At 46.6% G+C, this 24,819-nt stretch carries 25 protein-coding genes; 3 read left to right on the forward strand and 22 right to left on the reverse strand.

The window, feature by feature from the left end; translation table 11 throughout:
• Positions 1–4: 4 nt before the first annotated feature.
• The 18 genes from flhB to fliE form a co-directional block, all read right to left on the reverse strand.
• Positions 5–1,159, reverse strand: coding sequence for a flagellar biosynthesis protein FlhB (gene flhB / locus AC1RJL_RS17165; protein WP_492916249.1), 1,155 nt, complete (start codon positions 1,157–1,159; stop codon positions 5–7).
• Positions 1,160–1,168: 9 nt separating this feature from the next.
• Positions 1,169–1,954, reverse strand: a complete 786-nt coding sequence (gene fliR, locus AC1RJL_RS17170; protein WP_492916251.1) for a flagellar biosynthetic protein FliR — start codon at positions 1,952–1,954, stop codon at positions 1,169–1,171.
• A gap of 25 nt (positions 1,955–1,979) precedes the next feature.
• Entirely contained in the window at positions 1,980–2,249 is a 270-nt protein-coding gene (fliQ, locus tag AC1RJL_RS17175; protein WP_492916604.1) for a flagellar biosynthesis protein FliQ, read from the reverse strand.
• Between the two features lie 16 nt (positions 2,250–2,265).
• Entirely contained in the window at positions 2,266–3,126 is an 861-nt protein-coding gene (fliP, locus tag AC1RJL_RS17180; RefSeq protein WP_492916253.1) for a flagellar type III secretion system pore protein FliP, read from the reverse strand.
• 2 nt (positions 3,127–3,128) lie between these two features.
• The gene (gene fliO, locus AC1RJL_RS17185) at positions 3,129–3,785 is read right to left on the reverse strand and encodes a flagellar biosynthetic protein FliO (protein ID WP_492916255.1); all 657 of its coding nucleotides are present in this window, start codon (positions 3,783–3,785) and stop codon (positions 3,129–3,131) included.
• Positions 3,786–3,797: 12 nt separating this feature from the next.
• Positions 3,798–4,202, reverse strand: coding sequence for a flagellar motor switch protein FliN (gene fliN / locus AC1RJL_RS17190; RefSeq protein WP_492916257.1), 405 nt, complete (start codon positions 4,200–4,202; stop codon positions 3,798–3,800).
• Positions 4,192–5,256 carry a flagellar motor switch protein FliM gene (gene fliM, locus AC1RJL_RS17195; protein WP_492916259.1) on the reverse strand — a complete coding sequence of 355 codons (1,065 nt, stop codon included), beginning with the start codon at positions 5,254–5,256 and terminating at the stop codon, positions 4,192–4,194. The genes fliN and fliM overlap by 11 nt, the downstream gene beginning before the upstream one ends.
• A gap of 10 nt (positions 5,257–5,266) precedes the next feature.
• A complete protein-coding gene (locus tag AC1RJL_RS17200) occupies positions 5,267–5,824 on the reverse strand; it encodes a flagellar basal body-associated FliL family protein (RefSeq protein ID WP_492916261.1) in 558 nt (185 codons plus the stop codon).
• A gap of 210 nt (positions 5,825–6,034) precedes the next feature.
• Positions 6,035–7,474, reverse strand: coding sequence for a flagellar hook-length control protein FliK (locus AC1RJL_RS17205; protein WP_492916263.1), 1,440 nt, complete (start codon positions 7,472–7,474; stop codon positions 6,035–6,037).
• 153 nt (positions 7,475–7,627) lie between these two features.
• Positions 7,628–7,972 (reverse strand): Hpt domain-containing protein, encoded by a 345-nt coding sequence (locus AC1RJL_RS17210; RefSeq protein ID WP_492916265.1) that lies wholly within the window; start codon positions 7,970–7,972, stop codon positions 7,628–7,630.
• A 27-nt stretch (positions 7,973–7,999) separates the two neighbouring features.
• Entirely contained in the window at positions 8,000–9,709 is a 1,710-nt protein-coding gene (locus tag AC1RJL_RS17215; RefSeq protein WP_492916267.1) for an ATP-binding SpoIIE family protein phosphatase, read from the reverse strand.
• Between the two features lie 49 nt (positions 9,710–9,758).
• Positions 9,759–10,064, reverse strand: coding sequence for an STAS domain-containing protein (locus AC1RJL_RS17220; protein ID WP_492916269.1), 306 nt, complete (start codon positions 10,062–10,064; stop codon positions 9,759–9,761).
• A gap of 188 nt (positions 10,065–10,252) precedes the next feature.
• A complete protein-coding gene (gene fliJ, locus AC1RJL_RS17225; protein WP_492916271.1) occupies positions 10,253–10,708 on the reverse strand; it encodes a flagellar export protein FliJ in 456 nt (151 codons plus the stop codon).
• 39 nt (positions 10,709–10,747) lie between these two features.
• Complete coding sequence (gene fliI, locus AC1RJL_RS17230; protein ID WP_492916606.1) at positions 10,748–12,133, reverse strand: flagellar protein export ATPase FliI; 1,386 nt, start codon at positions 12,131–12,133, stop codon at positions 10,748–10,750.
• A 2-nt stretch (positions 12,134–12,135) separates the two neighbouring features.
• The gene (locus AC1RJL_RS17235) at positions 12,136–13,008 is read right to left on the reverse strand and encodes a flagellar assembly protein FliH (protein WP_492916273.1); all 873 of its coding nucleotides are present in this window, start codon (positions 13,006–13,008) and stop codon (positions 12,136–12,138) included.
• Between the two features lie 31 nt (positions 13,009–13,039).
• Positions 13,040–14,074 (reverse strand): flagellar motor switch protein FliG, encoded by a 1,035-nt coding sequence (gene fliG, locus AC1RJL_RS17240; RefSeq protein WP_492916275.1) that lies wholly within the window; start codon positions 14,072–14,074, stop codon positions 13,040–13,042.
• A complete protein-coding gene (gene fliF, locus AC1RJL_RS17245) occupies positions 14,067–15,770 on the reverse strand; it encodes a flagellar basal-body MS-ring/collar protein FliF (RefSeq protein ID WP_492916277.1) in 1,704 nt (567 codons plus the stop codon). Before fliF ends, fliG begins: the two co-directional genes overlap by 8 nt.
• A 71-nt stretch (positions 15,771–15,841) precedes the next feature.
• Entirely contained in the window at positions 15,842–16,216 is a 375-nt protein-coding gene (gene fliE / locus AC1RJL_RS17250; protein ID WP_492916278.1) for a flagellar hook-basal body complex protein FliE, read from the reverse strand.
• 242 nt (positions 16,217–16,458) lie between these two features.
• On the opposite strand from fliE, the gene AC1RJL_RS17255 reads away from it, so the two are divergent.
• Positions 16,459–16,659, forward strand: a complete 201-nt coding sequence (locus tag AC1RJL_RS17255; protein ID WP_435786173.1) for a PA3496 family putative envelope integrity protein — start codon at positions 16,459–16,461, stop codon at positions 16,657–16,659.
• A gap of 126 nt (positions 16,660–16,785) precedes the next feature.
• Here the strand turns inward: AC1RJL_RS17255 and AC1RJL_RS17260 are convergent, their stop codons facing one another.
• Both AC1RJL_RS17260 and AC1RJL_RS17265 read right to left on the reverse strand, forming a co-directional pair.
• Entirely contained in the window at positions 16,786–18,351 is a 1,566-nt protein-coding gene (locus tag AC1RJL_RS17260) for a sigma-54-dependent transcriptional regulator (protein ID WP_492916280.1), read from the reverse strand.
• A gap of 10 nt (positions 18,352–18,361) precedes the next feature.
• Positions 18,362–19,657, reverse strand: coding sequence for a sensor histidine kinase (locus AC1RJL_RS17265; RefSeq protein ID WP_492916283.1), 1,296 nt, complete (start codon positions 19,655–19,657; stop codon positions 18,362–18,364).
• Between the two features lie 461 nt (positions 19,658–20,118).
• Here AC1RJL_RS17265 and AC1RJL_RS17270 point away from each other — a divergent pair, with 461 nt between their 5' ends.
• Together AC1RJL_RS17270 and AC1RJL_RS17275 are read left to right on the forward strand one after the other, a co-directional pair.
• On the forward strand, positions 20,119–20,691 hold the full coding sequence (locus AC1RJL_RS17270) for a TMEM165/GDT1 family protein (protein ID WP_492916285.1): 573 nt from the start codon (positions 20,119–20,121) through the stop codon (positions 20,689–20,691).
• A gap of 238 nt (positions 20,692–20,929) precedes the next feature.
• Complete coding sequence (locus AC1RJL_RS17275; RefSeq protein WP_492916287.1) at positions 20,930–22,099, forward strand: helix-turn-helix domain-containing protein; 1,170 nt, start codon at positions 20,930–20,932, stop codon at positions 22,097–22,099.
• 26 nt (positions 22,100–22,125) lie between these two features.
• On the opposite strand, the gene AC1RJL_RS17280 is transcribed toward AC1RJL_RS17275, so the two are convergent.
• Both AC1RJL_RS17280 and AC1RJL_RS17285 read right to left on the reverse strand, forming a co-directional pair.
• Positions 22,126–23,628 (reverse strand): tetratricopeptide repeat-containing sulfotransferase family protein, encoded by a 1,503-nt coding sequence (locus tag AC1RJL_RS17280; RefSeq protein ID WP_492916289.1) that lies wholly within the window; start codon positions 23,626–23,628, stop codon positions 22,126–22,128.
• Positions 23,629–23,753: 125 nt separating this feature from the next.
• On the reverse strand, positions 23,754–24,764 hold the full coding sequence (locus AC1RJL_RS17285) for a hypothetical protein (protein WP_492916291.1): 1,011 nt from the start codon (positions 24,762–24,764) through the stop codon (positions 23,754–23,756).
• Between the last annotated feature and the right edge of the window lie 55 nt (positions 24,765–24,819).

The raw sequence follows: 24,819 nt of genomic DNA on the forward strand, positions 1-24,819 counted from the left end.
GCGATTAATCCACCTTACCCGAGGCATCGTAACGCATGTCACGGGGCACATTGATATTGCGCGGATAGGTTGGTCGGTCGCCCTTACCTTTGCGGTAGTTGCGCAACTGGAATACGTAAGCCAATACCTGTGCAACAGCCATATACAAACCTGAAGGGATTTCCTGATCTACGTCTGTGGTGTAGTAAATAGCCCGCGCCAACACTGGCGATTGGATAATCTCGATCTTGTGCGCGTTGGCAATCTCGCGGATTTTCAATGCTGTATGGTCGCCACCTTTGGCGATCATTCGCGGTGTGTCCATATTCTCCGGATCGTACTGCAAGGCAACCGAAAAGTGCTCCGGGTTAGTAATAATCACATCCGCTTGCGGCACATTCGACATCATGCGACGCTGTGCCATTTCCCGTTGTAATTGGCGAATACGCCCCTTCACTTCCGGTTTACCCTCGGTATCTTTGGATTCGTCTTTTTGATCCTGCCGCGACATTTTCAATTTTTTATTGTATTCATAAATTTGCAGCGGCACATCAATCGCAGCAATGATAATGGTCGTCGTTGCCAGCGCAATGGTGGCAAAAATGGAAATTTCCAACGAATGGATAATGGCCTTCTCAACATTTTCGTCGACAAGACGAAACATATCTTGCGCATAGAGTTTGAGCAGCCAAATAGTTGCACCAAGAATAATTAAAACCTTTCCCAATGATTTCAATAATTCAATCAGGGATTTCACCGAGAACATGCGTTTGAGGCCAGCCAATGGATCCATACGGCTTAATTTTGGTTCCATGGCTTTGCCACTGACATTCCATCCACCCAGTGCAATCGGACCAACAATTGAAGCAATCAGTAAAATTGCCATTAACGGCGCAATACTAAAGAGTCCGTCGTAAATGGCACTGGCCAAATGCGCGATCATCGCAGTTGGATCATAAATAGTGGCGCGATTGAGAATAAAATTTTCACGGGTAAGGCCAATCAACTTCTTGCCCATGAATTCTGCAAAAAAATAAATCCCCAGTGCCGCCAGCATCAACACTGCAGTGGTCGTTAAATCGCGCGAACGGGGAACCTGGCCTTCTTCGCGCGCTTTCTCAATCTTTCGCGCACTGGCCTCTTCCGTCTTTTCCTGACTGCTATCGCCTTCTTCAGACATAACTACACTCTAGGGTGTTAAGGCCAACGTCCGTAAGATACCTATGCCCTCTTCCATAATTTCAAAATAAACCGGAAGGAAATTGGCAAATGTAAACCACATGAGGATAAAACCAAAGATCAATGTGATGGGAAAGCCCACCGTAAATACGTTCATTTGCGGAGCAGACCGACTCATCACACCAAACGACATATTCACGATCAGCAGTGATGTAAACAGTGGCAATGTAATTAATAAACCGGTGCTGAATAACCAGGAACCCATGTCAACAATCGTCATAAAATGAGCGATGTTCATTCCTGCTCCACCAATGGGAAAAGTAGTAAAACTATCGATCATTAATTGCAAAACAACCAGATGGGCATTACTACTTAAAAATAATAACGTCGATAGCAGCAAATAAAATTGCGACAAAATAGTCACGCTTACACCGCTTGAGGGATCGTTCATTGCCGCAAAACCCAAGCCCATTTTCATCGCCATAAATTGCCCGGCTAAAATAAACACATGCATTACTACTTGCATGGCAAAACCCAGGGCAAGGCCTATCAATACCTCTTGAATAATCATCACAAACGCTTGGGCAGATAAAAATGAAATCACCGGCGCTGGTGGTAATACCGGGGCAATCATAATAGCGGTAAACAAGGTGAGTATAATGCGAACGCGGGCGGGCACGGTGCGGGCACCAATAATAGGCACAGCAAAATAGAAAGCGCCAATACGCAGGAGCGGCCAAAGGTACTGGCCAATAAACTGCATAAGCTGCTCTTCGCTGATGATGAGTTCTTGCATCGCCAATATCTACCTTGATGATTACCTACCCGATCAAGGTAGGCACACTCGAGTAGAGGCGATCAAACAAATCCATAAACCTGGTTAACAACCAAGGACCCGCTATCATCAAGGTAATCAGAGTGACAATCAAACGCGGCAAAAAACTAAGCGTTTGTTCGTTAATCTGGGTCGCGGCTTGAAACATACTCACGATCAAACCTACGATCAAACCTGGGCCGATAATAACCAGTAGCATCATGATCACCAGGAAAAAGGCTTCCGCAAATAAATCCATTACGACTTCGGGTGTCATCATAGAAAAATCTCCGTCATATACCGTAACTGGCAGCGAGCGTGCCGACAATCATCGCCCAGCCATCCACCAATACAAACAGCATGATCTTGAATGGCAGAGAAATAATCAGTGGCGACAGCATCATCATACCCATTGCCATAAGCACACTGGATACGACGATATCAATTACCAGGAAAGGAATGAAAATAATAAATCCAATCTGAAATGCCGTTTTTAATTCACTGATAATAAAGGCGGGCACCAAAATACTGAACGGTGTCTCTTCTGGTAATGCAATAGGGGGGTGCTTGGCAATCCCCACAAATAAAGCGATGTCTGATTCACGCGTTTGCGCCAACATAAAGGCGTGAAATGGAGCCGCCGTTTTTGCTAACGCTTCCTGCGCACCAATTTGTTGATTGATATAAGGCTGCAATGCATCTTCATTCACTTTATTGATTACCGGCTGCATAATAAATAACGTTAAAAATAACGCGAGACCAATTAATATCTGGTTTGATGGTGACTGCTGCAAACCCAATGCCTGCCGCAAAATAGAAAACACAATAATAATGCGAGTGAACGACGTCATCATCATCAACAGCGCGGGCAAAAACGTCAGCGCAGTCATGATCGCAAGAATTTGTAGTGTTACTGTATATTCCTGTGTACCGTCGGCATTAGTCTTAACCGTTAATGCCGGCAACCCCGGAATCGCAGGCAAGCTGCCAAGATTGGAAGGTGCAGTTTGTGTAAGCGGTAAACTATTCCCGGCGGGATCTGCCACAGTGGAGGGTGTCGTCTGCCCAAATGCAAAGACTGTACTTAACATCAACACTATTACGGACAACGTACGTAAAAGAATGCGTTGTTTAGCTATCAGAAAGTTGGTCATAGTTATCCCTGCGAAGCGGAATCGTTTTTGTCATTAGGGGAAAGGCTGGACGGTTTCTGCTGCAAAATTGCCATCAATTTCCGACTAAAATCCGATTGAACTTCAGGCTGATTATCAATAACGATTGGATCTGCAAATACATGTAACGTATTGATGGCGGTAGGTGTAATTCCCAATAGTAACTGCTGGCCACCGGCATCAATCAACACAATGCGCTCCCGCGTTCCCAGCGGCATGGACGATAAAATTTTAAGTTGGGAACTGCCCGACAAAGTCGCTGGACCAAATCGTTTAACAAAATGGGACAATGCAAAAATAAGCCCGATAATCGCTATCAAACCCAATGCAACATTGAGTAAATGCCCACTACTCCCGATTTTAGGAGGTGTTTTTGCCGCGTTTTGCTGTGAATCTGTTTTTTGGTAAAAAGGAGGAACGGCTTCAGTATTTGCCTCAGTCGTTATTTCTGTTGTTGGCGATTGGACACCGGCTGCTAACGAAGAAACTACTCTCTCTTGCTGAACTGCCGCAACTGAAGACTCAACATTATTTGTAGTAGGTGTTTCTGCATGAACCGTAGAAAGTGAAATTAGCAGACCTGCAAACGTCAACCATCGACAAGTTGTGAAAACCAAGGAAACTTTTGATCGTGACTGCATTCTTAAAAATTCCTAGCGCAATTTTTTAATGCGTTCTGCCGGGCTGATAACATCCGTCATACGTATACCAAATTTTTCATTCACCACAACCACTTCACCATGCGCGATCAATGTGCCATTGACCAACACATCCAGCGGCTCACCCGCAAGACGATCCAATTCAATAACCGAACCTTGATTAAGTTGTAATAAATTGCGAATCGTAATCGATGTGCGCCCTACTTCCATTGATATCGATACCGGAATATCCAGAATGACATCCAGGTCGGGGCTGCCTGCTGGCTGTTTCAATACTTCATTTTTTAATTCATCAAAAGACACCGCACTGGCCATGGCTTCCTCAACATCAGCCTGTTCCGCCATAGCAGCCGCCCAATCGTCTGCCATTGAGTCTTGATCAACATCATCATTTGCCATTTTTTCCACCTTTATTTGCATTCATGCTTTCGTCATTGCCACCAGCACCGGCTTTTGTAGCGTCACTTTTGGTGCCGGTAATGTTGTAGGCACTGCTACGGTCAATAAACTCACGGATTTTTAAACTTAAAAAACCATTGGTTTGTCCGAGCTGTGTTCGAAACATAGGAACACCGTTCGCGGTTAATACATGATAATCAGGGAATTCAATTGGAATAATATCGCCTTCCTTTAAATCGACAATATCACGCAGGGTAATATCGCGGCGAACAATATCGCATTCCAACTCCACGCTGGCTGAGAGTACATCTTCACGCAGGGCTTTTTCCCAACGCTCATCGTGTTCATCACTATCGCTTTGCAAACCCGCATCCAACACTTCACGAATCGGCTCGATCATCGAATAAGGAACAGTGATGTGCATCTCGCCACCACCACCATCGAGTTCGATATGAAAGGTACTGACAACCACCACTTCACTGGGGCTGACAATATTCGCAAGGGAGGGGTTTACTTCTGAATGAACGTATTCAAAATTGATCGGAAATACCGCTTTCCAGGCTTCGGTTAAATCGATAAATGCCTGGTTCAATACCATTTGTACAACACGCAATTCTGTCGGCGTAAATTCACGGCCTTCAATTTTTGCATGGCGACCATCACCACCAAAAAAATTATCAACCAATTTAAATACCAAACGCGCGTCAAGAATAATTAATGCGGTCCCGCGCAGTGGCCGGAACTTCACCATATTCAAGCTCGTAGGAACATAAAGCGTGTGAACGTACTCACCAAATTTTTGAATCTGCACACCACCGACAGAAACATCCGCCGTCCGGCGAAGCAGGTTAAACATACTGATGCGGGTATAGCGCGCAAAACGTTCATTGATCATTTCCAGCGTAGGCATACGCCCACGCACAATTCGATCTTGACTGGTGAGATCATACGTTTTAACCGCACCGGGCTCTATGTCCGCTTCGGTATCTATGTCACCGTCATCGACGCCATGGAGGAGCGCGTCAATTTCGTCTTGCGAGAGAAGATCTTGCACAGATGTTTCCTTATTGCATTACAAAATTGGTAAACAACACTTGTTCGACATTTGCAGAGGAAGCCTCTTTTTTACCTGCAGCACCGAGCACCTCTTGTTCTTTTTGCACATAGTTGCGAATAATTTCCAGTGCTTCTTCACGCAACTTTTCCTTGCCTTCACTGGTTTGTAACTCATCAAAATTTTTCGTGCTCAATAACATGACCAACCCGTTGCGGATGGCGGGCATGTGCAATTTCAATAGACTCTCCAATAGCGGATCGCGATACATCAAGGTAATTGCCGCCTGCAAATAACGTTGACGGCCATTTACATTAAAATTAATCGTAAAGTTGGGCGTCATTGCATAATAAATAGCGGGCGCAAGATTCTCTTTGGCATGCCCCTCCGCTTCTACGGCTTTGCCTGCTTCCGGTATCGGCGATAACACTTTTAATGCTACAACGGTACCGCCAATAGACACTGCAATCAGCGCTACTGCGATGCCAATCATTAAAAACAGCTTTTTCTTTTTAGGTGCGGCATCCGGACTGCCTGCATCATTTTTCGCTTTTGGGGCTGCCGCCATGTCAAAACTCCGTCACTTTCAGAGGCTAAATGGGTTTCAGCAATACCTATGCCAGTATCGCCCTTGAAAGCTTAGCAGCGGATGAAGGGTTTGCGAGGAGGAGAAGGGATAAATAGAAAAGAAATCTGATACAAAACAATGGCGTAGAGAACCCGACCAAATTGATCAGGTTCTCGCCAATGTCGGGAGTGACTGTGGTACTTAAACGCGTTAGGCGTAATGATCAACAAGGCGTATAGAGATAGCCTGGGTCATTGCCACTGGCGCTACTTCTTCATCATCCACGCCAGAATTAGCTTGACCTTTGTTTGCTTCGTCCTGTTCGCGTTCCTGTTGAGCGAACGACTTGTCAGAGACATCCACGTGCGCTAGGTTCAAACCTTGCTCCGCGAACATTTCACGCAGGCGACTCAATTGCTGATCCAATGCCTCACGCACTACATGATGCGGACTGGTGAAGGTAATGCTGGCTTGATCCTGATTGACACTCACTTTCACTTGCATAGGACCGAGTTCAGGCGGGTCTAACCGTATTTCGGCGGAACTGACATTTTGCGCAGCAAGCCAGAGGACTTTATCCCCAACAGCCTGACTCCATTGCGCAGTACCCACAGTTACGGGAACGCCTGTTTGCACGACAAATGCCCGCGTGGCAGGCGACTGTGCCTCGGTCAAACGTGTAAGAGTTTCAATTGCTGCGCTAGCTGCAGCCGGCTTTGCCAGATCGGCTGCCGGGGTGGATTTGTCCAAGGCAGCCATATTAGTCTCTGTCAGCTTATCCAGCGCTGCTTTCGCGTTCAACAGTAGAAAATCCGGATTTTTTCCTGCATCAATATCAACGATGGTCTCGCCTTCTCCAGTAGGTGTATCTGCTGCCGTATCAATGGACAGTCCATCAAGCGCTTTGCCCGACAAGCTTCCACTGATTAATTGTGCCGTGGATATTTGAGCATCATTTGCCTGGGCATTGACTGATAATCCAGTAATTGCTTGCGCAAGTCCCGCTTGGGTAGATGCCTCCAGTGGAGATAACCCGGCATTTTCGACTTCAGGTAAATCTGATGGCACTACCGACAATACTCCCGCCAATAAGCTGGCATCCTCCACGTCAGTGAGGTCTTTATCGCCGGTATCAGATGTTAACAATGAATCCACAGGCAACCCGGATAAAACATCCAGCGATAACGGAAGTTCGGATAGCTCACTATCAATAACAACGGCAGGATCTACCAATAACCAATTTCCGGTCACAGAGGCTGCAGCAACCGCTTGAGTATCATCTTGTGGCGCATCGATAAGCTTATCTGCCTTTACATCGCGTGTGGACAAATGACTTTTAACGGCATTCTCTGCGACTTTTCGATCTGCAACCGGTGACTTTTTCGCACCTTCCGCTCCACGGGTCTCTTGTTGAGATGGGCGCTGAGTAGCTGTTTTTGACGCCGGACGAGCAGCGTCAGAGCGCTCTGCAGGAGTCGCCTCTTTACGGGATATTGGTTTACGAGCGGCAACTTCTGGCCGAGCTTGCTCAAGCGCTTGCTGGAACTTCTCACCCGTCTCTGCGCGAGTGTTGGCAGCGGTTGTTTTTACCGCCGCTGTATTTGCGCTGACTGCACCCATTAACGTATTTAAGAGATTACCATTATTCATCTGCTGTTCCTGCTATGACTCACGGCAAGGGATTGCCGCTCAATCAGTCAATGTTTAGGTTCAGGAGAGTATTTGCAAAGCAAGTGCCAATTCACGAAATGAGCTGGAAATGATTGGAAGATGCCAGAAGGGATAACGAATAAATGACTTGAGTTAAAGTGCCCGCAGTAACGTCTGCACTTGGGCAAATTCTTGTTCGACACAGGAAAGATCATCAGCCAAGCCGTCGAAATTACCGGCCAATGCCTTTTTTTCCATTGCAGAACATAGGGCTGATAACTGCGGCGCACCAATATTGCTACTGCTTCCTTTAAAACTATGGGCAGCGCGACGGATCAAATCTGCATCTGTGCCCTGAATAACTTCATGCAGGATACGAATACGCTCGGTGGAATCCTGGATGAAAGTATCAATTAACAATGCAAAATCATCTTCCATCACGTCTTTAAGTGTTTTTAAGGTCTCGTAATCCAGATGTTCCATTGATTGGTATCTCATCACTATTTATAAATACTTATCGTCCACTCAGTCATCATTCACCCAGGAAAAGGCGACTTCAACGATATTACCGCAACCGAGATAGGTTACGGTACCACAAAGTTTTTCCACCAGTGCAATACCGCGTCCGCTATAACCAAAAGATGCCAGATTATCAGTCGAGCGAGATTGATGATCAAAACCATCGCCACTGTCTTCGATTCGCACCTTCAACAGACCGCCATTCTCATTGGTTTTGTGGGCGATATAAATACGGACAAATCCCTCGCTAACCTCTTTAATCCGCTGCTCGCGTAATACGTAATATTCCGAGAAGCCATCGGGTGTGCGCTTGAGTTCCGAATCCAGTTTTAGCACACCGTGTTCCAAAGCATTGGTGTATAACTCGGCAAGGATAGTGTAAAGCGTGCTGCTGAAAGCGCGCAGACTGGGTACTTCCATCAACACATTTAACAGCATGGGTAATGGGTCAAAGACCTTAAAACTGGTGGGTTTTACTTCAAAACTCATAGTCCATTCGATTTCGGAGTTACCAAAACGATCACTGGCCTCCTTGGAAAAACTATTCACGCGCACTGGTTCATCCATACGAATTTCCAGCAAGGATAAATCATCATCCTTTTCCCCATTACCAACGAACTGCTGCACCCCTTCAATAATGTCATTGAATAGGCGATCCGGCTCACGGTTGCGGCTAAAAACTTGCTGTAAGCGCTCCTCACCAAACATTTCGCCATTAGAATTACGCGCTTCATGAATTCCATCGGACCAAACAAAAATTCTGTCCTCTTGCTCCAACTCAAAATATTCGCAGTTATCTTTGAAGGCGCGATTGGATAAAACACCGAGCGGTAAATGAGTGGATTTAACGGCGGTAACATTGCCATTTTTGTTGTGATAAACAAAACAATCGGGCAGACCACCATTCCAGATTTTCAACTTCTTTTTGCGGAAATTGATATCCATCATAGCGGCGCAACAAAAGATTCCCACCGGCAAAATATTTTTCAGCTTGCCATTAATTTCGCGCAGAATATCCGTCATGGAAAAACCTTTTGGCACCATGCCATAAAAGGTCGATGCCAGTGGCATAGCGCCAATCGCAGCGGGCAAACCATGCCCGGTAAAATCACCTAGCAGCACCATCATACTGCCGTTCGGCCGCATCGCCGCTACCAGCACATCACCGTTAAATACCGCGAGTGATGAAAGAAAGTAGCGGACATTACTCGCGTTCAAGCAACCACTGTGCGCAACATTATCAAATACGTGTTTGGCAACAGTTTGTTCTTGCAATAGACGATTGTTGTATTGCACGATTTGATTGCGTTGCGTAAGCATGGTGCTGTGCAATTCGCGCATGCGGTTAAACGATTTGATTTTGGCTTGGAGGATAATGCGGTTGTAAGGCTTGGAGAGGAAGTCATCGCCACCTGCATCCAGGCACTGAACCAGGGATTCGGTATCAGAAAGCGAAGTCAGAAAAATAATAGGGACTAATTCGTCGCCGGCGAGTTCTTTAATTTTGCGTGCTGCACCGAAACCATCAAGTTCGGGCATTAATGCATCGAGCAGTACAATATCCGGCTTTTCAGTAGAATAAACTTCAATTGCTTCAAGCCCATTACAAGCACAAATGACATGATGTCCCTCTTTTCGAACAATGCTTTCAAGTATAAGCCTGTCGGTGTCAGTATCATCAGCGACCAAAATTTTTAAACGACGTACATCATTCATAAATTCGCTTCCAGACATCCCTCAACACGCAACCGAACCAGCTCTTCACCTATTGAATGTCAAACAATTGCTCAAAATTGGAGATTAATAAAATCTTTTTAACATCGGGGGCACAATTCACGATCTGGATGCTGGATTGTTCACCGCCCGCATAATCACGCAGTAGCAATAACATTCCCAACGCAGAACTATCCAGATAAGAAGTGCCTTGCAAATCAACCCGGTAATGCGTAGGGGTCTGGGGCAGTTTTTCGTAAGCTCCGCGAAATTCCTGATGGGAACTGAAATCGAAGCGGCCCTGTATATAAATCGTGACTTGATTGCCATCAGGGGAAACTGTTGACGTGATCGCCATGTCTTACCTCATCAAAAAACTTCTGAACATTCTTAAAACAAGTACGCAAGGGATACCCCTCGCCAGCACAACCTAAGGATAGCCTATAAACTCGGACTTGCTGGCGACTTCGCGCAAGTATGGTCAGTAAGCGATAAAACCGCCCCAAATGACCAATTTACATTAACTATTACCAATTCAATGCGCATTTAGTGCTCGTTATCCAACCGGTGCCGGAACTGCTGGGAGCTTAATTCATCCAGCTCCTTCTGCAAGCGTTTATCGAGCAGGATGTTATCTTCGTGTTGCAAGCGTGTGATCAGGTCTTCAATCGATTTACGCTTTTGATGCAGAATACGCCATTGTTTTTGCACGGATTCCAGGGTCGCCTGATAACGTTTGACCTTCGCCTCCTGCTCGCCACATGCCTCGTTCAAACGGTTGATAAAGCTGCTGTAATTAATCAGCTCATGAGCAAGGACACCTTCCCGCAATGTACTTTGAGCTTGCAAATATTGCGCCGCATAATCCCGTAAATCGGCAAGTTGTCGCTCTTCTTTAGCGACCTGATCGCGTACTTCCCCTACTTTTTTAGCAGCATCGTCCTCTTGCCGTACCGCCAGGGTTAGCACCACTTGCATACGTTTAGCGCGGGATTCAGCCATTTGGAAGTCTCACATTACCAACAGATTGCAAGGAGTAACCTACTTTTGGCGATGCTGTGCAGCCAATGGACTATTGGCTTTGGAATTGGCGGGCGGTTTTAACAGGGAGCGCAAATTAGCGATAGACTCCGGTAAATGAACCCCCTGCTTGATACCTTGCTGGATAAATGCCCGCAAATGGGGAAAACGTTCGATTGCCATATCAGTATCAGGATCGGCTCCGGGTGTGTAGGCACCAATAGCGATCAAATCGCGGTTCTGTTGATACCGCGCCAGCAATTGCTTGAAGCGCTGCATCATTTTCAAATGCTCATCATCGACGATGTTTTGCATGGCGCGGCTAATTGAGGCCTCCACATCAATGGCGGGATAAACGCCCTCTTCCGCCAAACGGCGCGACAGCACCACATGGCCATCCAAAATTGCCCGCGCCGAGTCGGCAATCGGATCTTGCAAATCGTCGCCCTCGGTTAGCACAGTATAAAAGGCAGTAATCGATCCTCCACCTTCAGCTGCGTTACCGGCCCGCTCCACTAATTGCGGGATTTTAGCGAATACCGATGGCGGATAACCTTTGGTTGCTGGCGGCTCGCCAATTGCCAGCGCTATTTCACGTTGCGCCTGGGCAAAACGGGTGATCGAATCCATTAGTAAGAGAACATTGAGTCCCTGGTCGCGGTAATACTCCGCGATACGACTGGAAAGCTGGGATGCGCGCAGACGCATCAAAGGGGCATCATCCGCTGGCGATGCCACAACTACGGCGCGGCGCAGCCCTTCTTCGCCCAAAATATGATCGATGAATTCTTTTACTTCACGGCCGCGCTCGCCGATCAGACCGACAACTACAACATCGGCAGTGGTAAAGCGGGTCATCATGCCCATCAACACACTTTTACCCACTCCGGAGCCCGCCATCAAACCCAAACGTTGGCCGCGCCCGACGGTGATTAACGCATTGATTGCGCGCACGCCGACATCCAGCGGTTCGCTAATCGGATGACGCTGCAACGGATTGATTGCGCTCGGATGAAAATCGAGGAATTCATCGCCGATAAGTGGACCTTTACCGTCCAGTGGTTGACCAATGCCATTCACTACTCGACCTAATAATTGCGGCCCAACACGCATTCCCATCTGGGACGAAACAGGCACTACGCGGGCACCAGGTTGCAGGCCCTCTACTTGTTTGATCGGCATGAGAAAAACTTTATCGCCCGCAAAACCGACGACTTCAGCTTCAATGCGACGATTGTCACTATTGATAATTTCGCACTGACGACCGACAGAAACATTTAAGCCAACCGCTTCCAGCGTCAAACCGACTGACCGGGTAATTCGCCCTTCTGCTTGCGGATCGACAACCACCAGTTTGCGCGGAGCGTAACGGCGTAAGCGTGCACTGATGGATTTTCGTTCTGACATCATCAGGCTCCACTATTTTCATCAGAGCGTTTTTTATTATCGGAATCAGCGTGACCATATTCGTCTGCCGGGGAAAAAGAATCTTCATCCGATTGATCATCGTCACCACCGGCCAACTGCTTGGAAATAAATTGTTCCAGCACGGTTTGCAAACGGGTGGATACAGAAAAATCGACGCGACTTTCTGGCGTTTCGATGCGGCAGCCACCGGGTAACAATTCGCTGCTGCCAAAAAAAGTCCAACCCAATTGCTGCTCCGCCGCATAGGTTTCGACAGCAGCTAAATCATCAGGATTTAAACTGACGCGGATATTTTTACTACCGACAGGTAATGCATCTACTGCGCTTTTAACCAGACTAACAATGTGCGATGAATCCGTTAAAAGTTCACGCTGCACAACACTTTGTGTCAGGGTGCAAATTACATCCAACAATAAATGCTCAATGTCATCATCTTGCGCGTTAACCGGCTCAAGTAAAGCCTGGGCTAATACCTGGAATCGCTGTTGTTCTGCCACCAACTGCGCGCGCATTTCCATCAAACCTTGCTGGCGCCCGGCCTCGTAACCCTCAGCGTTTCCTTTAGTGAAACCTTCTTTGTGCCCTTGTTCAAAACCATCTTTTTCAGCAGTGTCAAAAATTGCCTGCATTTCCTCTGCAGTCATACCCAATTGTACGGGCTGTTCCGGCTCGGGAATTTCAACGGTTTCGATGGTTTCTTTTTCGCGGCGCAGCATACGCTCACGACGTTCGCGCGCTTCTTTTTCTGCAGACGACAGGATTTTTCCGTGATCAGTAAGCGGAGGGATTACCCAGGTCGAGGCGTTTTCAACCGCCTCGGCCGGGATGCGTTTATTTAAGGGATTATCCGACATGGCCTTTTCTCAAGCGAAACAGGAGATTTGATTAAACCATTTGGTCGCCGCCACCGCCCAACATAATTTCGCCAGCGTCGGCCATGCGGCGTGCAGTAATAAGGATTTCTTTCTGCGCCGCTTCCACATCCGCCAAGCGCATAGGTGGTTTGGTTTCCAAATCGTCGCGCAACAACTCCGCCGCACGTTTGGACATATTCTTGAATATTTTTTCTTTCAATTCATCATCCGCACCTTTGAGTGCGATAACCAATACATCGGAAGATACTTCGCGTAACAGCGATTGAATGCCGCGGTCGTCCACTTCTTTAAGGTTTTCAAATACAAACATAAGGTCCTGGATTTGATTCCCCATATCCTCATCGATTTCTTTAATACCTTCCATCAACTCGGCTTCGATTGAACCATCCAGGTTATTCATAATTTCCGCCGCCACTTTATAACCGCCCATAGCTTTGGTTTGCGATGCAGCATTACCGGAGAATTGTTTTTCCAGGATATCGTTTAATTCCTGCAACGCACTTGGTTGAACGGTATCCAAAGAAGCGACGCGCATCATGATATCAAGACGCACTTTTTCCGGGAAATAACCAAGGATTTCAGCTGATTGGTCTGAATCCAGATAAGCGATAACAATTGCCTGGATCTGCGGGTGTTCGTTACGAATAATATCGGCAACTGAACGCGCTTCCATCCATTTAAGCGTGTCCAAACCGGTAGTGTTGCCACCAATCAAAATACGATCGATCAAACTGTTCGCTTTATCTTCGCCCAATGCGGTAACCAGCATTTTGCGAATGTAATTGTCGGCTCCCACACCCAAACCTGTCAGGGTGCGCACTTCGTCAAGAAAATTTCCCAACACAGCCTGCACTTCAGACTGCTGCACATTTTGCAATTGGGTCATCGCAGCACCAATGCGCTGCACTTCTTTTGGCCCCATGTGCTTGAGAATCTCTGCAGCGTCGGATTCACCCAGCGACATTAACAAAATCGCCGCTTGATCTACATAGCGCATTTTTAGTGCGGGCTTGGTAGCGACCGCTTTATCGTTGGCATCAGTCATCGCGATTTATCCACTTTTTCACAACCTGGGCAACACGGCCCGGATCGTCGGCAATCAAACCTTTAATTGCGTTAATTTGCTCTTCGTAACCTTGTTCGGGCCCAGGCAATAACAGTGCGTGTCCGCCAGTCAGGGTTACGGTTTCATCCGACATGCCATCCAAACCGGCTGCGCCTGCCGCTTCCAGAGCCGCTAATTGGCGCGCCTCTTCCTCCTCAGCCAAGGCACCTCCTTGCTTGGACAGGCTTTTAAACATCGGGCGCAATAGGCCAAATACGATCAGTAAAATTACCAGCACACTGGCAATATATTTCATATTGGGAACAATCCACTGCTCCCACCAGGGAATTTCATTCATTCCCACATTCGGATCTTCGACGCGATTGGCAAAGGGAGAATTCAATACATTGACGCTATCGCCCCGCACAGCACTGAAACCTACTGCATCCCGTACCAGTATAGACAAGCGTTCCAGTTCATTCTCGGTCCAGGGTACATGAGTTTCTGTACCATCGGCATTTCTGACTACTTTATCATCAACAACTACCGCAACCGTCAAGCGCTTCAAACTGCCTTGCTGATGTTTGGTGTAACTGACGGTGCGGTCCAATTCATAGTTACGGGTCGCCTGTTCACGATTATTGGTCGGCTGTGGTGCTGCAACCGGCTGACCTGTCGCAGGGTCAATTTGCTCAGGTGCTGCGGCAGTGCCCGGTGGCTGATTAGTCAGCGCACCGGGAATACCCGCAGCAACATCGCCAGCGCGGCGGGTTTCATTCAATGTTTGCTCGGAGCGAATTGCAGGCAAATCAGGGTTAAATGTTTCTGCCGCTTGCTCTACCGCGGTGAAATCAATATCAGCGCTCACTTCTGCACGGAACTTACCGCCGCCAACAACAGGCTCCAGAATGCCGTTGATACGTTTGATAACACTGCTTTCAACTTCTTTTGAATATTGGTGCTGTTTGGCTGCCATCAATAAATCGGTGCTTTCCTCACCAGTCGAAATTAAATTGCCGTGTTGGTCTACCACAGTCACGTCCGCCATTTTCATACCGGGAACAGACGATGCAACCAGATTCATAATGGCTTTTACTTGCGAAGGATCAACACTTCTACCGGCAAATACTTCTACAAATACAGAAGCAGTGGGGTTGGCGGCATCGCGTACAAAAACAGTTTTCTTTGGAATTGCCAAATGCACACGTGCACTGCGAATGCTGGTAATACTGGTGATGGTGCGAGCCAACTCGCCTTCAATACTGCGCTGGTAGCGGGTATTTTCCACGAACTGACTGGTGCCCAGTGGCTGCTCTTTGTCCATCAACTCAAAACCCTTGTTAGGACTTGATGGCAAACCAAATTCAGCAAGTTTCAAACGCGCCATATGCACGTCTTCGCTCGCAACCAAAATTGCGCCGCTGTTTTGATCGACTTTAAATTTAATCCGGTTCTGCTCAAGCACATCCACCACGTTGCCAGCATCCAGATTATCCATACGGCCGTAGAGCGGGCGATAATCATCCCCTTGCATCCACATTACGATAGCAAAACCAATCGCAACGCTCGCGGCAAGTGTGATCATCAAGCCAACCTGGCGCAGCAAATTCAGGTTGCTTAAACCTTCTAAAAAATCCCCACCCACTTTTGTTTTGGCTGGCAGATTATCTGATTCAGGATTGGCGGTCGTAGCCATAATCACAACACCTTAAACGAAATATTTGAAAGCAATTAACCGGTTGTACAGCGACAAATAATCAGCAAAGATTAAATCGGCATATTCATCACATCGCGATAAGCATCAATTAATTTATTGCGCACTTGCACCATCGCCTGAAACGAAACCGATGCTTTTTGCGAGGCGATCATTACGTCGGTAATGTCCACACCGGCAACACCTTTTTCATAAGCTTCCGCCATAGCGCTGGAAGTCTTCTGTACGTCATTCACTTTATTCACTGCTTGCGTCATTAAATCGCCGAAAGTTGGAGCTTTAGTTGTACCTTCTACCGGCAGAGCGCCGAGGCTGCGCATACCGGCAGGAGTATCGCCCACACCTTGTGGGCGCTGAAATACTTGAGTTTGCGCCTTCAAACTACGCATATCGCCCAACAAGCGATTGATATCTACGCGCTCAGTCATGATGTGGCTCTCCAAAAAGCAATTTCATTTACGTAATTCACAGTGACAATAATTTGGCATTAAATAGGACCAAATCTATCTTTGCAGGAGATTTTGCACAAAGCAGGCCAACCCTTGCCGCACGGCAAAAACTTGCCCCAAACACGCATGAACCTTAATCAATTTGTCGCAGATCTTTAACCGCATTGTCATTCAGTATCACTAATATCCAGCCAGTCCACCCACATTAAGGAGCTTCCCCCGTGAACGAATTGAATATGCCAAGTGAGTTGGAGTTGATTGAGAATGCGATGGCGAGTTTTATTGCCGATGTAGTCGTATCAAAAAGCAAGAAACAGCAAATCCGCCGAAACATGGAATGTCGCCGCAAATTGGAAGAAAAGCGGGAAGAGAAAAAATTAAGACGGGAAACCTGCGAATACGAATTCGACTATCTGCATTAAACTGCCAGCGCAATTGAACGTAGGGGCGCTGCTTGCCGCGCCCAGGGTTTTCTTTTATCCGGTAAATCGGGCGCAGCAAGCAGCGCCCCTACAGTTTATTCGCCCGTGCAAGCCGAGCGCATTGTATCACTCCGTAATTTCATATCCTTCTTCACGCAAGCGCGCAATTTTGTAACGCAAGGTACGTGCACTGATCCCCAAGCGCTCGGCGGTATTTTTGCGGCTACCACGTTCGTTACGCAAGGTGTTCATAATAATTTCATACTCGCGCTGTTTGAGGTCATTGCCCAAGGCTGGATTATTCAGCGATGAATGTTGCACCGGCTGACCGCTGATCAGTGCGATATTATCCGCCACCACATTACCGACAGAAAATTGACTGGCGCGATAGCTGGCATTGGCAAATGCTTGCGCTGCAAATGACGGCTGGGGATCATAAGTCGGCTCAAATTCCGCCACCGGATTAATCGCCTGTGCTGCCTCTAATAAATTCGGTTTTTGACTGTAATGTACCGGGCTTTGCGAATAAGGCCCATTTGCGCCCAAGCCCAAATCTTCTGCCTGGATTGATTTCCCCGCCTGCAAAATCAGCGCACGTTGCATAATATTATCCAGCTCACGCACATTGCCGGGCCATGGATAAGCGAGCAACATTTGCTGCGCCGATACTGACAAATTCACCCCGCGACGATTTTGTTTGTGCGCATGTTTTTGCAGGAGTTTCTCAGCAAGCGGAATAATATCCTCCATACGGTCGCGCAATGGCGCCCATTGCAGTGGTAATACACTTAAACGGTAATACAAGTCTTCACGGAATTTTCCGGCGACAACTTCATTGCGCATATCGCGGTTGGATGTCGCAATAACACGCACGTTCAATTTAATCGTTTTGCGCCCACCCAAACGTTCTACTTCACGCTCTTGCAATACGCGCAATAATTTTGCCTGTAGGCCGATATCCATTTCTGAAATTTCATCGAGTAACAAGGTGCCGCCATTGGCCTGCTCGAATTTACCCGGGCTGCTGGTGTGTGCCCCGGTGTACGCGCCTTTTTCGTGACCAAACAACATGGCTTCCAGCATATTCTCGGGAATTGCTGCACAGTTAATCGCAATAAAAGGTTGGTTGCGACGCGGTGAATGGTCGTGAATATAGCGCGCCAGCACTTCTTTACCGGTACCCGATTCGCCTACCACAAGTACAGTAGAATCTGATTGCGCAACGCGCTGCGCCAACTGCAACAGTTGTTTACTGGATGGCGCCATAGCAACGGGTTCGTCGCCTGAGAATTGTGCCACACCCAAATGACGCGCTACGGTTTCTACCAGGGTTTGCGGTGCAAAAGGTTTAACCAGATAATCAACCGCGCCCTGTTTCATTGCATCAACTGATTCACTGATGCTGGCATAAGCGGTAATCAACATCATTGGAATTTGCGGATAATCCTGCTTCACATTGCGCAACAAATCATGGCCGGTCATGCCGCCCATATTCACGTCAGAAACGATCATGCGAATATCACTGAATAACGCCAGTTGTTTAAGCGCCTCTTCGCCGCTATTCACGGCAATCACGGAATAATCTGCCAGTTGCAGCGTGTCTGTTAATGCCTCGCGGAGATTGTTGTCATCTTCAACAACCAGCACCTTGATCGCATTTTCAAATTCAGCTTGTTGCAATGCTAAAGCCATGATTATTCCCCTAGGATGTAAAAGTCGCGAAAGGTAAAAGCAAACTTGCACAAGTGCCCTTACCTACCGTTGATTGCAATAAAAATTTTCCGTGATGCGCGCGCACAACCGCTTTCACCACACTTAATCCCAAACCTGTCCCTTGGGCTTTGGTGGTGACAAATAAATCACCGACCGACGAGAGTAGTTCAGCTGGCATTCCCGGCCCTTTGTCGCACACGCGAATCCACAAATGCGGCTCTTCGGAGTTGAGTTTTGGATCATTCAATGCTTGTGGATAGGTATTAAATTCAATCCGCAATACTGCTTTGCGATCTACTGCCTGAATTGCGTTGTTCACCAGATTCAATAACGCACCGATCAATGCATCGCGATTACACTGGATATATTGTTCGCGGCAATTAATAACCCACTCGCAACACGATTCACTGGTCATTAACGGCACCTCCATCGCCTCGGCCAAATCCGCCTGCAATTGCGCAACGCTAATGACATCGTTCAACGCCAACTCACCCTTCACGTAAAACAACATATCTTGTACTTGGCGCTCGATATTATTCAATCGCCCAAGAATTTTTTCGGAAAATTGTTGACGACGCTCACCGTCTAATTTGCCATTGCATAAATGACCGGCATACAAAATGGCGGACGACAATGGTGTGCGGATTTGATGTGCGAGCGCACCCATCATTTTGCCCAAGGCAGATAAACGTTCATGGCGACTTAACTCACTTTGCAAACGACGGGTTTCGGTTTGGTCAGTCAGCAAAATAATTTGTCCGTCCGCTCCCAGGTTACGGGTCTGGATACTGATACGACGACCGTCACGCAATGAGACCTCATGACCATCATCCTGACGCGGAGCAAAACTACGCGCGATAACATCACGCCACAATTCGCCTTGTAGAGGCTCGCCGAGCAAGTCAGTTGCAGCAGGGTTGGATTCGGAGACGCGGCCGGAAGAATCCAGTACCACTACACCACCCGGCAAGAAATTCAGTAAACTTTCAAGACGGTTAGCCAGCTTCTCTTTTTCCGCCAGCTCAGCCAAACGGCGATTGCTTAGCGTAGATAATTCTTCGTTCAACTCAGCAACGCGGTTTTCCAGAAGATGGTACGAATCGGCCAGTTGCTCGGACATCTGGTTAAACAATTCAAATGCGCTACGCAGATCCTGGCCTTTCTCGGCAATACCTTTATCAATCAGGGGAGCAACAATCGGCTCTTCTGAATTGGCAGCCAATATCCCGGCACGCGCCTTGGTCGTACTGGTGACCTTGATTACATTGGAAACTGCTTGCGTCATAAAAACCCCGTCTCGACAACTACTTCCCAATCCAGAACCCCTACCGTCAATAAAACAGCGGAGAAAAGTCTTAAAAAGCGAACTTACAGGGGTAATTGCAAGGTGAATGCCAAGATATTTATTGTTTATAATTCAGCGTGTTAGCGAGACCCAGACGCTGCCAAAGTCAAACTATTGGCTGCCCAGGCAAATTGCGCTTGTCGCATTAATCATGGATCCCTATAATGCGCGCACTCTCTCGGGGGAGTAATCTGCTCCAGCAAATCGATGCTTGCATCCTTATCGCTGAGCGCTTTTGTCAACATACTTGCAACATTCCTGACCAGAGAATGGGGCATGGCAAAAGCGTCCTTTGATGTGCTTTACAGCACTCACCGGATTGATGAGACCTGAGATACTACTGTAGCCCCGGCGGGACTGCGGTTGTATCTCATGCTGTCTATCCCGCCCAGGTTATTTTTATGGAAGCCTTCCTAAGTTCAACGTTTGCTGTCGCCATTGCAGAAATAGGCGATAAAACCCAGTTGCTTGCCCTGTTCCTCGCTGCGCGCTATGGCCGGCCTTATCTCATTAGCCTCGGCGTTTTAGTCGCCACGCTCGTCAATCATGCGCTGTCAGCCTGGCTCGGTGCCGTGCTTGTTGATTTCATACCGCCGGAATGGATCAAGTGGATTATCAGTGGCAGCTTCTTCGCCATCGCCCTCTGGCTATTGATTCCCGACAAAGAAGATGAGGATATGGGGCGCTTCGCTCAATACGGTCCCTTCGTCGCGACACTCGTACTATTTTTTCTCGCCGAAATTGGCGATAAAACCCAAATCGCCACCGTCATCCTTGCCGCAAAATTCAGTGCTGATATATGGATGACTTGCGCTGTTATTGCAGGCACAACGCTTGGCATGTTGATTGCCAATGTACCCGTCATTTTTGCAGGCAAATGGTTAATGGATAAATTGCCACTTGGCTTCGCGCATAAAGCTGCATGCGTACTGTTTATTTTGTTAGGCATTGCAACGCTGATAGGGATGAAGTGAATAAGTGGACATAAAACCAATTGCCGGGAGTAAAGTGGATTAATAGTAATGAACCGAATTTTTAGTTATTGCATTTTCGGTCATTAATTTTTTGCACTATTCAAGTGCTAATCCCATTAAAAATAATAAGGTGTACAACGACCATAAACATCCTACGGAAAGGGATGTTTTTGAAGCCACTACCTGATGTACTATGGTGGCTCGATTACTATTAGCTGCTGTGCCAGGCCAATTATTAATGCTTACTCCCATTTTTAATTTAAACGATATTATTCTCATTCTAGCGATTGGTTTGAGTTTAATCCTGGCGTTATTCCAACCGATTCTGCCTGCCAAAAAACCACTTACCAAAGCCTTGTTAGCGGGGTTTTTTCTCTGCCTTACGCTATCGGATATTGGCGTTATGCTCATATGGAATGAATACATTCCACAAGCTGCACTTAGCACCACTCTTGTACCCTATTTTTACTGTGGTGCCATGTTGTTAAAGGCTCCTTTACTCCTCCTGTATGTGCGCAGTATTACTGAAGAAAATTTTCAATTAAAGCGAATTCATCTTTTACACCTGCTTCCTACATTTTCCGTAATGGTGATAATCAGTAGTTTCGATATTGATATGAATCAGATGAAACTCGATACATTTGGTATTGATGCACTGCTCTATCAAGTCATAGATAATCTTTGGTATTCACTTAAAATTATTCCGCTGGGATATTTTATCGCCGCTACTTACACAGTATGGCGCTACCATAAAATGCTGCGCCAACAGCACTCGGAAGTTAATGAGGCTGCGCTTTGGTGGTTATATTATTTAACACTGGGATTTGTATTGGCTGGCGCATGGACACTGTTGTTGAGCATACTAGCGTACTTTTATCGATTGCCATTTGGTGTTACGGATAACTACCTGAATTTCATTTTATTGATCGCGCTGTTCTACTACAGTATTTCACATGCACAAAACCTCACCACCACCAAGGAAGAAGAAGAGTTTGAAGATCCAAAAGAAAAATCCTCAGCACCTGTAGATACCAAGCCACTGGATTCCACTATTGGAAAAATTATGGACGGGATTGTCAATCAAAAGCTTTATCTCAACCAAAGCCTGAACGTCGAACAATTTTCGGCAAAGATTGGCGTCCCCTACCGCGACGTTTCCTTTGCCATTAACAAAGCCTTTGGCACCAATTTTTTTGAATTCATTAATTCGTATCGGATTGAAGAATCCAAGCGTTACCTTTCTGACGAAAAATACAAAGACATGACCATCATGGATATTTTGTTAGAGTCGGGATTCAACAGCAAATCGGCATTCCAGCGTTTCTTTAAACGTTTAACCGGAATATCACCCACCGAGTTTCGCCGCGAGGCCCTGCGCAAACACTTCTCGGTAGAGCGGCCGCAATAGCGGCCGAACGGGAATGAATAAAAGCGTTACTCGGAAATAGCAATGCCTGCTTGCGTGAGGATTTTTTTGACAGGCTCAAGATAAGCACAGTAATGCTTCCACTGCCCAATACTGGAAGTGGATATAGGCTTCCTGACTTGCACAGCACTGGCAGTGGCAACCGGCTTATCATTCTGCTCTACATGCAAACATGCTTCATCCCAATCTAACCCACAAAATTGCAGTAATTTCCGGATCTCGACATCGGGATTAGTAGCAAGTGCTTCGTAATTGACGAGATAAAAATTACTCGCAAATTTTTCCTGCAGTAAATTCACCAACCGCCTGAACTCGACGTAGTAACATGCAGCGTTTTCCAGATCGAGCGAGTAGCCGAAAGTCGCATCCTGAAAGCTGAATAATTGGCGATAGTTACTGGTAATCGTATCCAGCGGATTTCGGTCCAGACACACAATCTTTGCTTTTGGAAGGGCTCTCGGAATCAAACCGGCATAGAGAATATTAAGCGGCAGCTTATCGACAAGGAATTTCTTATCGCCGGTTAAATAATCAGTAGTGTTGATGTAATCCTCACCCAATTGCGTAAAGTCAATATTTGGAAAGGCATCAACAAACGCTGCATCAATAAACTCGCGGCTGGTAGACTTGATTTGACGTTTTAATGCAATGGAAAAATTATGCAGCTCGCCGCTGGAGGCAACTTGGTGATGGTTGGTGAGTATGCGCTCAACCAATGTAGTTCCTGTACGCGGCATGCCCACGACAAAAATAGCGCGCTCATTATCGCAGCCCGGTTTATCGTCCGCCGGTTTTTCAGAGTAATACTGTTGTAGTTGTGAAAATATTATCGCGTCACGCTCAAATTGATAACCAAGTGTGTGGCTTTTTTGCCGTTTGGCTTTGGTAAGCACAGCGATTGACTCATCGTATTGCTTTAACGCCTCCAACTCTTTGGATAAAGCGTGTGCAATAGCCAAAAGATCATCTGAAGATGATGCAACATCTAACAGTTCACGTAAACGATCAACATGATTGGACTCAAGAGTAATTCCGCCCAAGCTGGTCAGCGCAGCATGCGCTTTAAAGTAGTCAGGTTTTAAAGCAATCGCGCGTTCGTAAGCTGCTCGCGCACCTGCAAAATCACCACAGAATTTTAATGATGACGCCAGGTTAAAAAATACACCATGGTTTCGCTGATCAAGTTTGATGGACTTTTCAAACGCATTCGCGGCTTGTTGATACATACAAAGGCGATTGTAAGTGCCGCCCATTACATCAAAAGATTCGGCGGTATGATTTAATATTTGCTCGGCATGGGAAAGCAAATTAACAGCCTCAACACTGTTACCCGCCAAAATGTGTGCTCGCGCCAGATAAACAGCAAATACCGGATTATCTGGCTCAAGTCGATTTGCTTTTGTCAGCATCTCAACTTCTTTGATATAGCTTTTGAAATCGTACGCAATCCGGCTTAACAAAAAATAGAAGCCAGCATCATCGGGATACTGGTTAACAGCTTTGGTTAACATCCCATAAGCTTCCTGATAATTGCCCTTGATTAGCGCAACCCTTGCGGAATCCTGTATTAGTTCCTGTTCATGCTGACTTGCTATCGCGGTCATACTTTTGTATTACCCAAAGGATCGATTAAAAATTACTTGGCACAGCCGGTTCCGTTGGTACCTACGTCCAGGAACTTATCATAAACGAACCAGGTTGAACCTATGACCTCAATATTCGCTTTCCAGGGTTTATCAAGCGCATCGTACTGGGCCTTCCAGGATTGATAAGCCTGCTGATGTGGGTTTTTCTCTAACCAACAACCCATAAACGGTAAATCATTAGTATTTTTTGGACCCTCATTAGAAAAAATAGGAGCGATTTTTACCTTGCGACTTGCGGCAGAAAACCACTCGAGACGTTCAAGACCGAAATTAATAATAGTGGTATCCGTTTGCATGTAGTAATGAACCAAAATCCGATCTGTCACGTTAGCCAGAGTTACCGCTTCCGTTGCCTCTATCCAACCAATGTAGATTTCTGTCATTAACTGGTTTGCCATAGCAACCGTGTTAAACCGCTCCAGCATTGAAATGGTTTTGGCAAATTCTGTTTTACGATCAGTTTTGTTCCAGAATTCATATTCAACATTTAACACATTAATGCGTTCAGATTCCGGACGACCATTATTGTAAGCAACAACGGTTTCTGCCTCACTGGCATCACCCAAAGCGGCGCCAATTTGCTTAACACCCGCCGTCGATTTAGCGCGATTAACAAGTGATGCGAACTGCTGTGCTTTTACTGACGTTGGATTAAGACCTTCCAATTCGTAAAAAATCAGGTAGGTGAAACCACCGTCACGAACAAATTTCAGGAATTGCTCTTCACGTTGGGCATTACCCAAAAGCTGGTCAGTACGCCCCATGTGGAGCGACACATATAAACCATAAATATTTTCAGCGGCAATATCTGGTTGACTTGAGATTGATGATGCGATTGAAGATCCGGTAGATGAAATAACTGACGAGGCTACCGAACTGGGTGCAGCGCTGGATGAGTTCGCAGGTACATAACTGCTACTGTTATTTTTGACCGCAGCGGAACCACCACCGCATGCGGCCAAAGTTAAAAAAGCACTGAATATAAATAAATTGCGTAACATTGTGTATAACCTTAATGTTTATGCTTACAGTTTTAAAATAAGTAATAAATAAATT

This window comes from Cellvibrio sp. GW822-FHT04B05 (assembly GCF_058800985.1).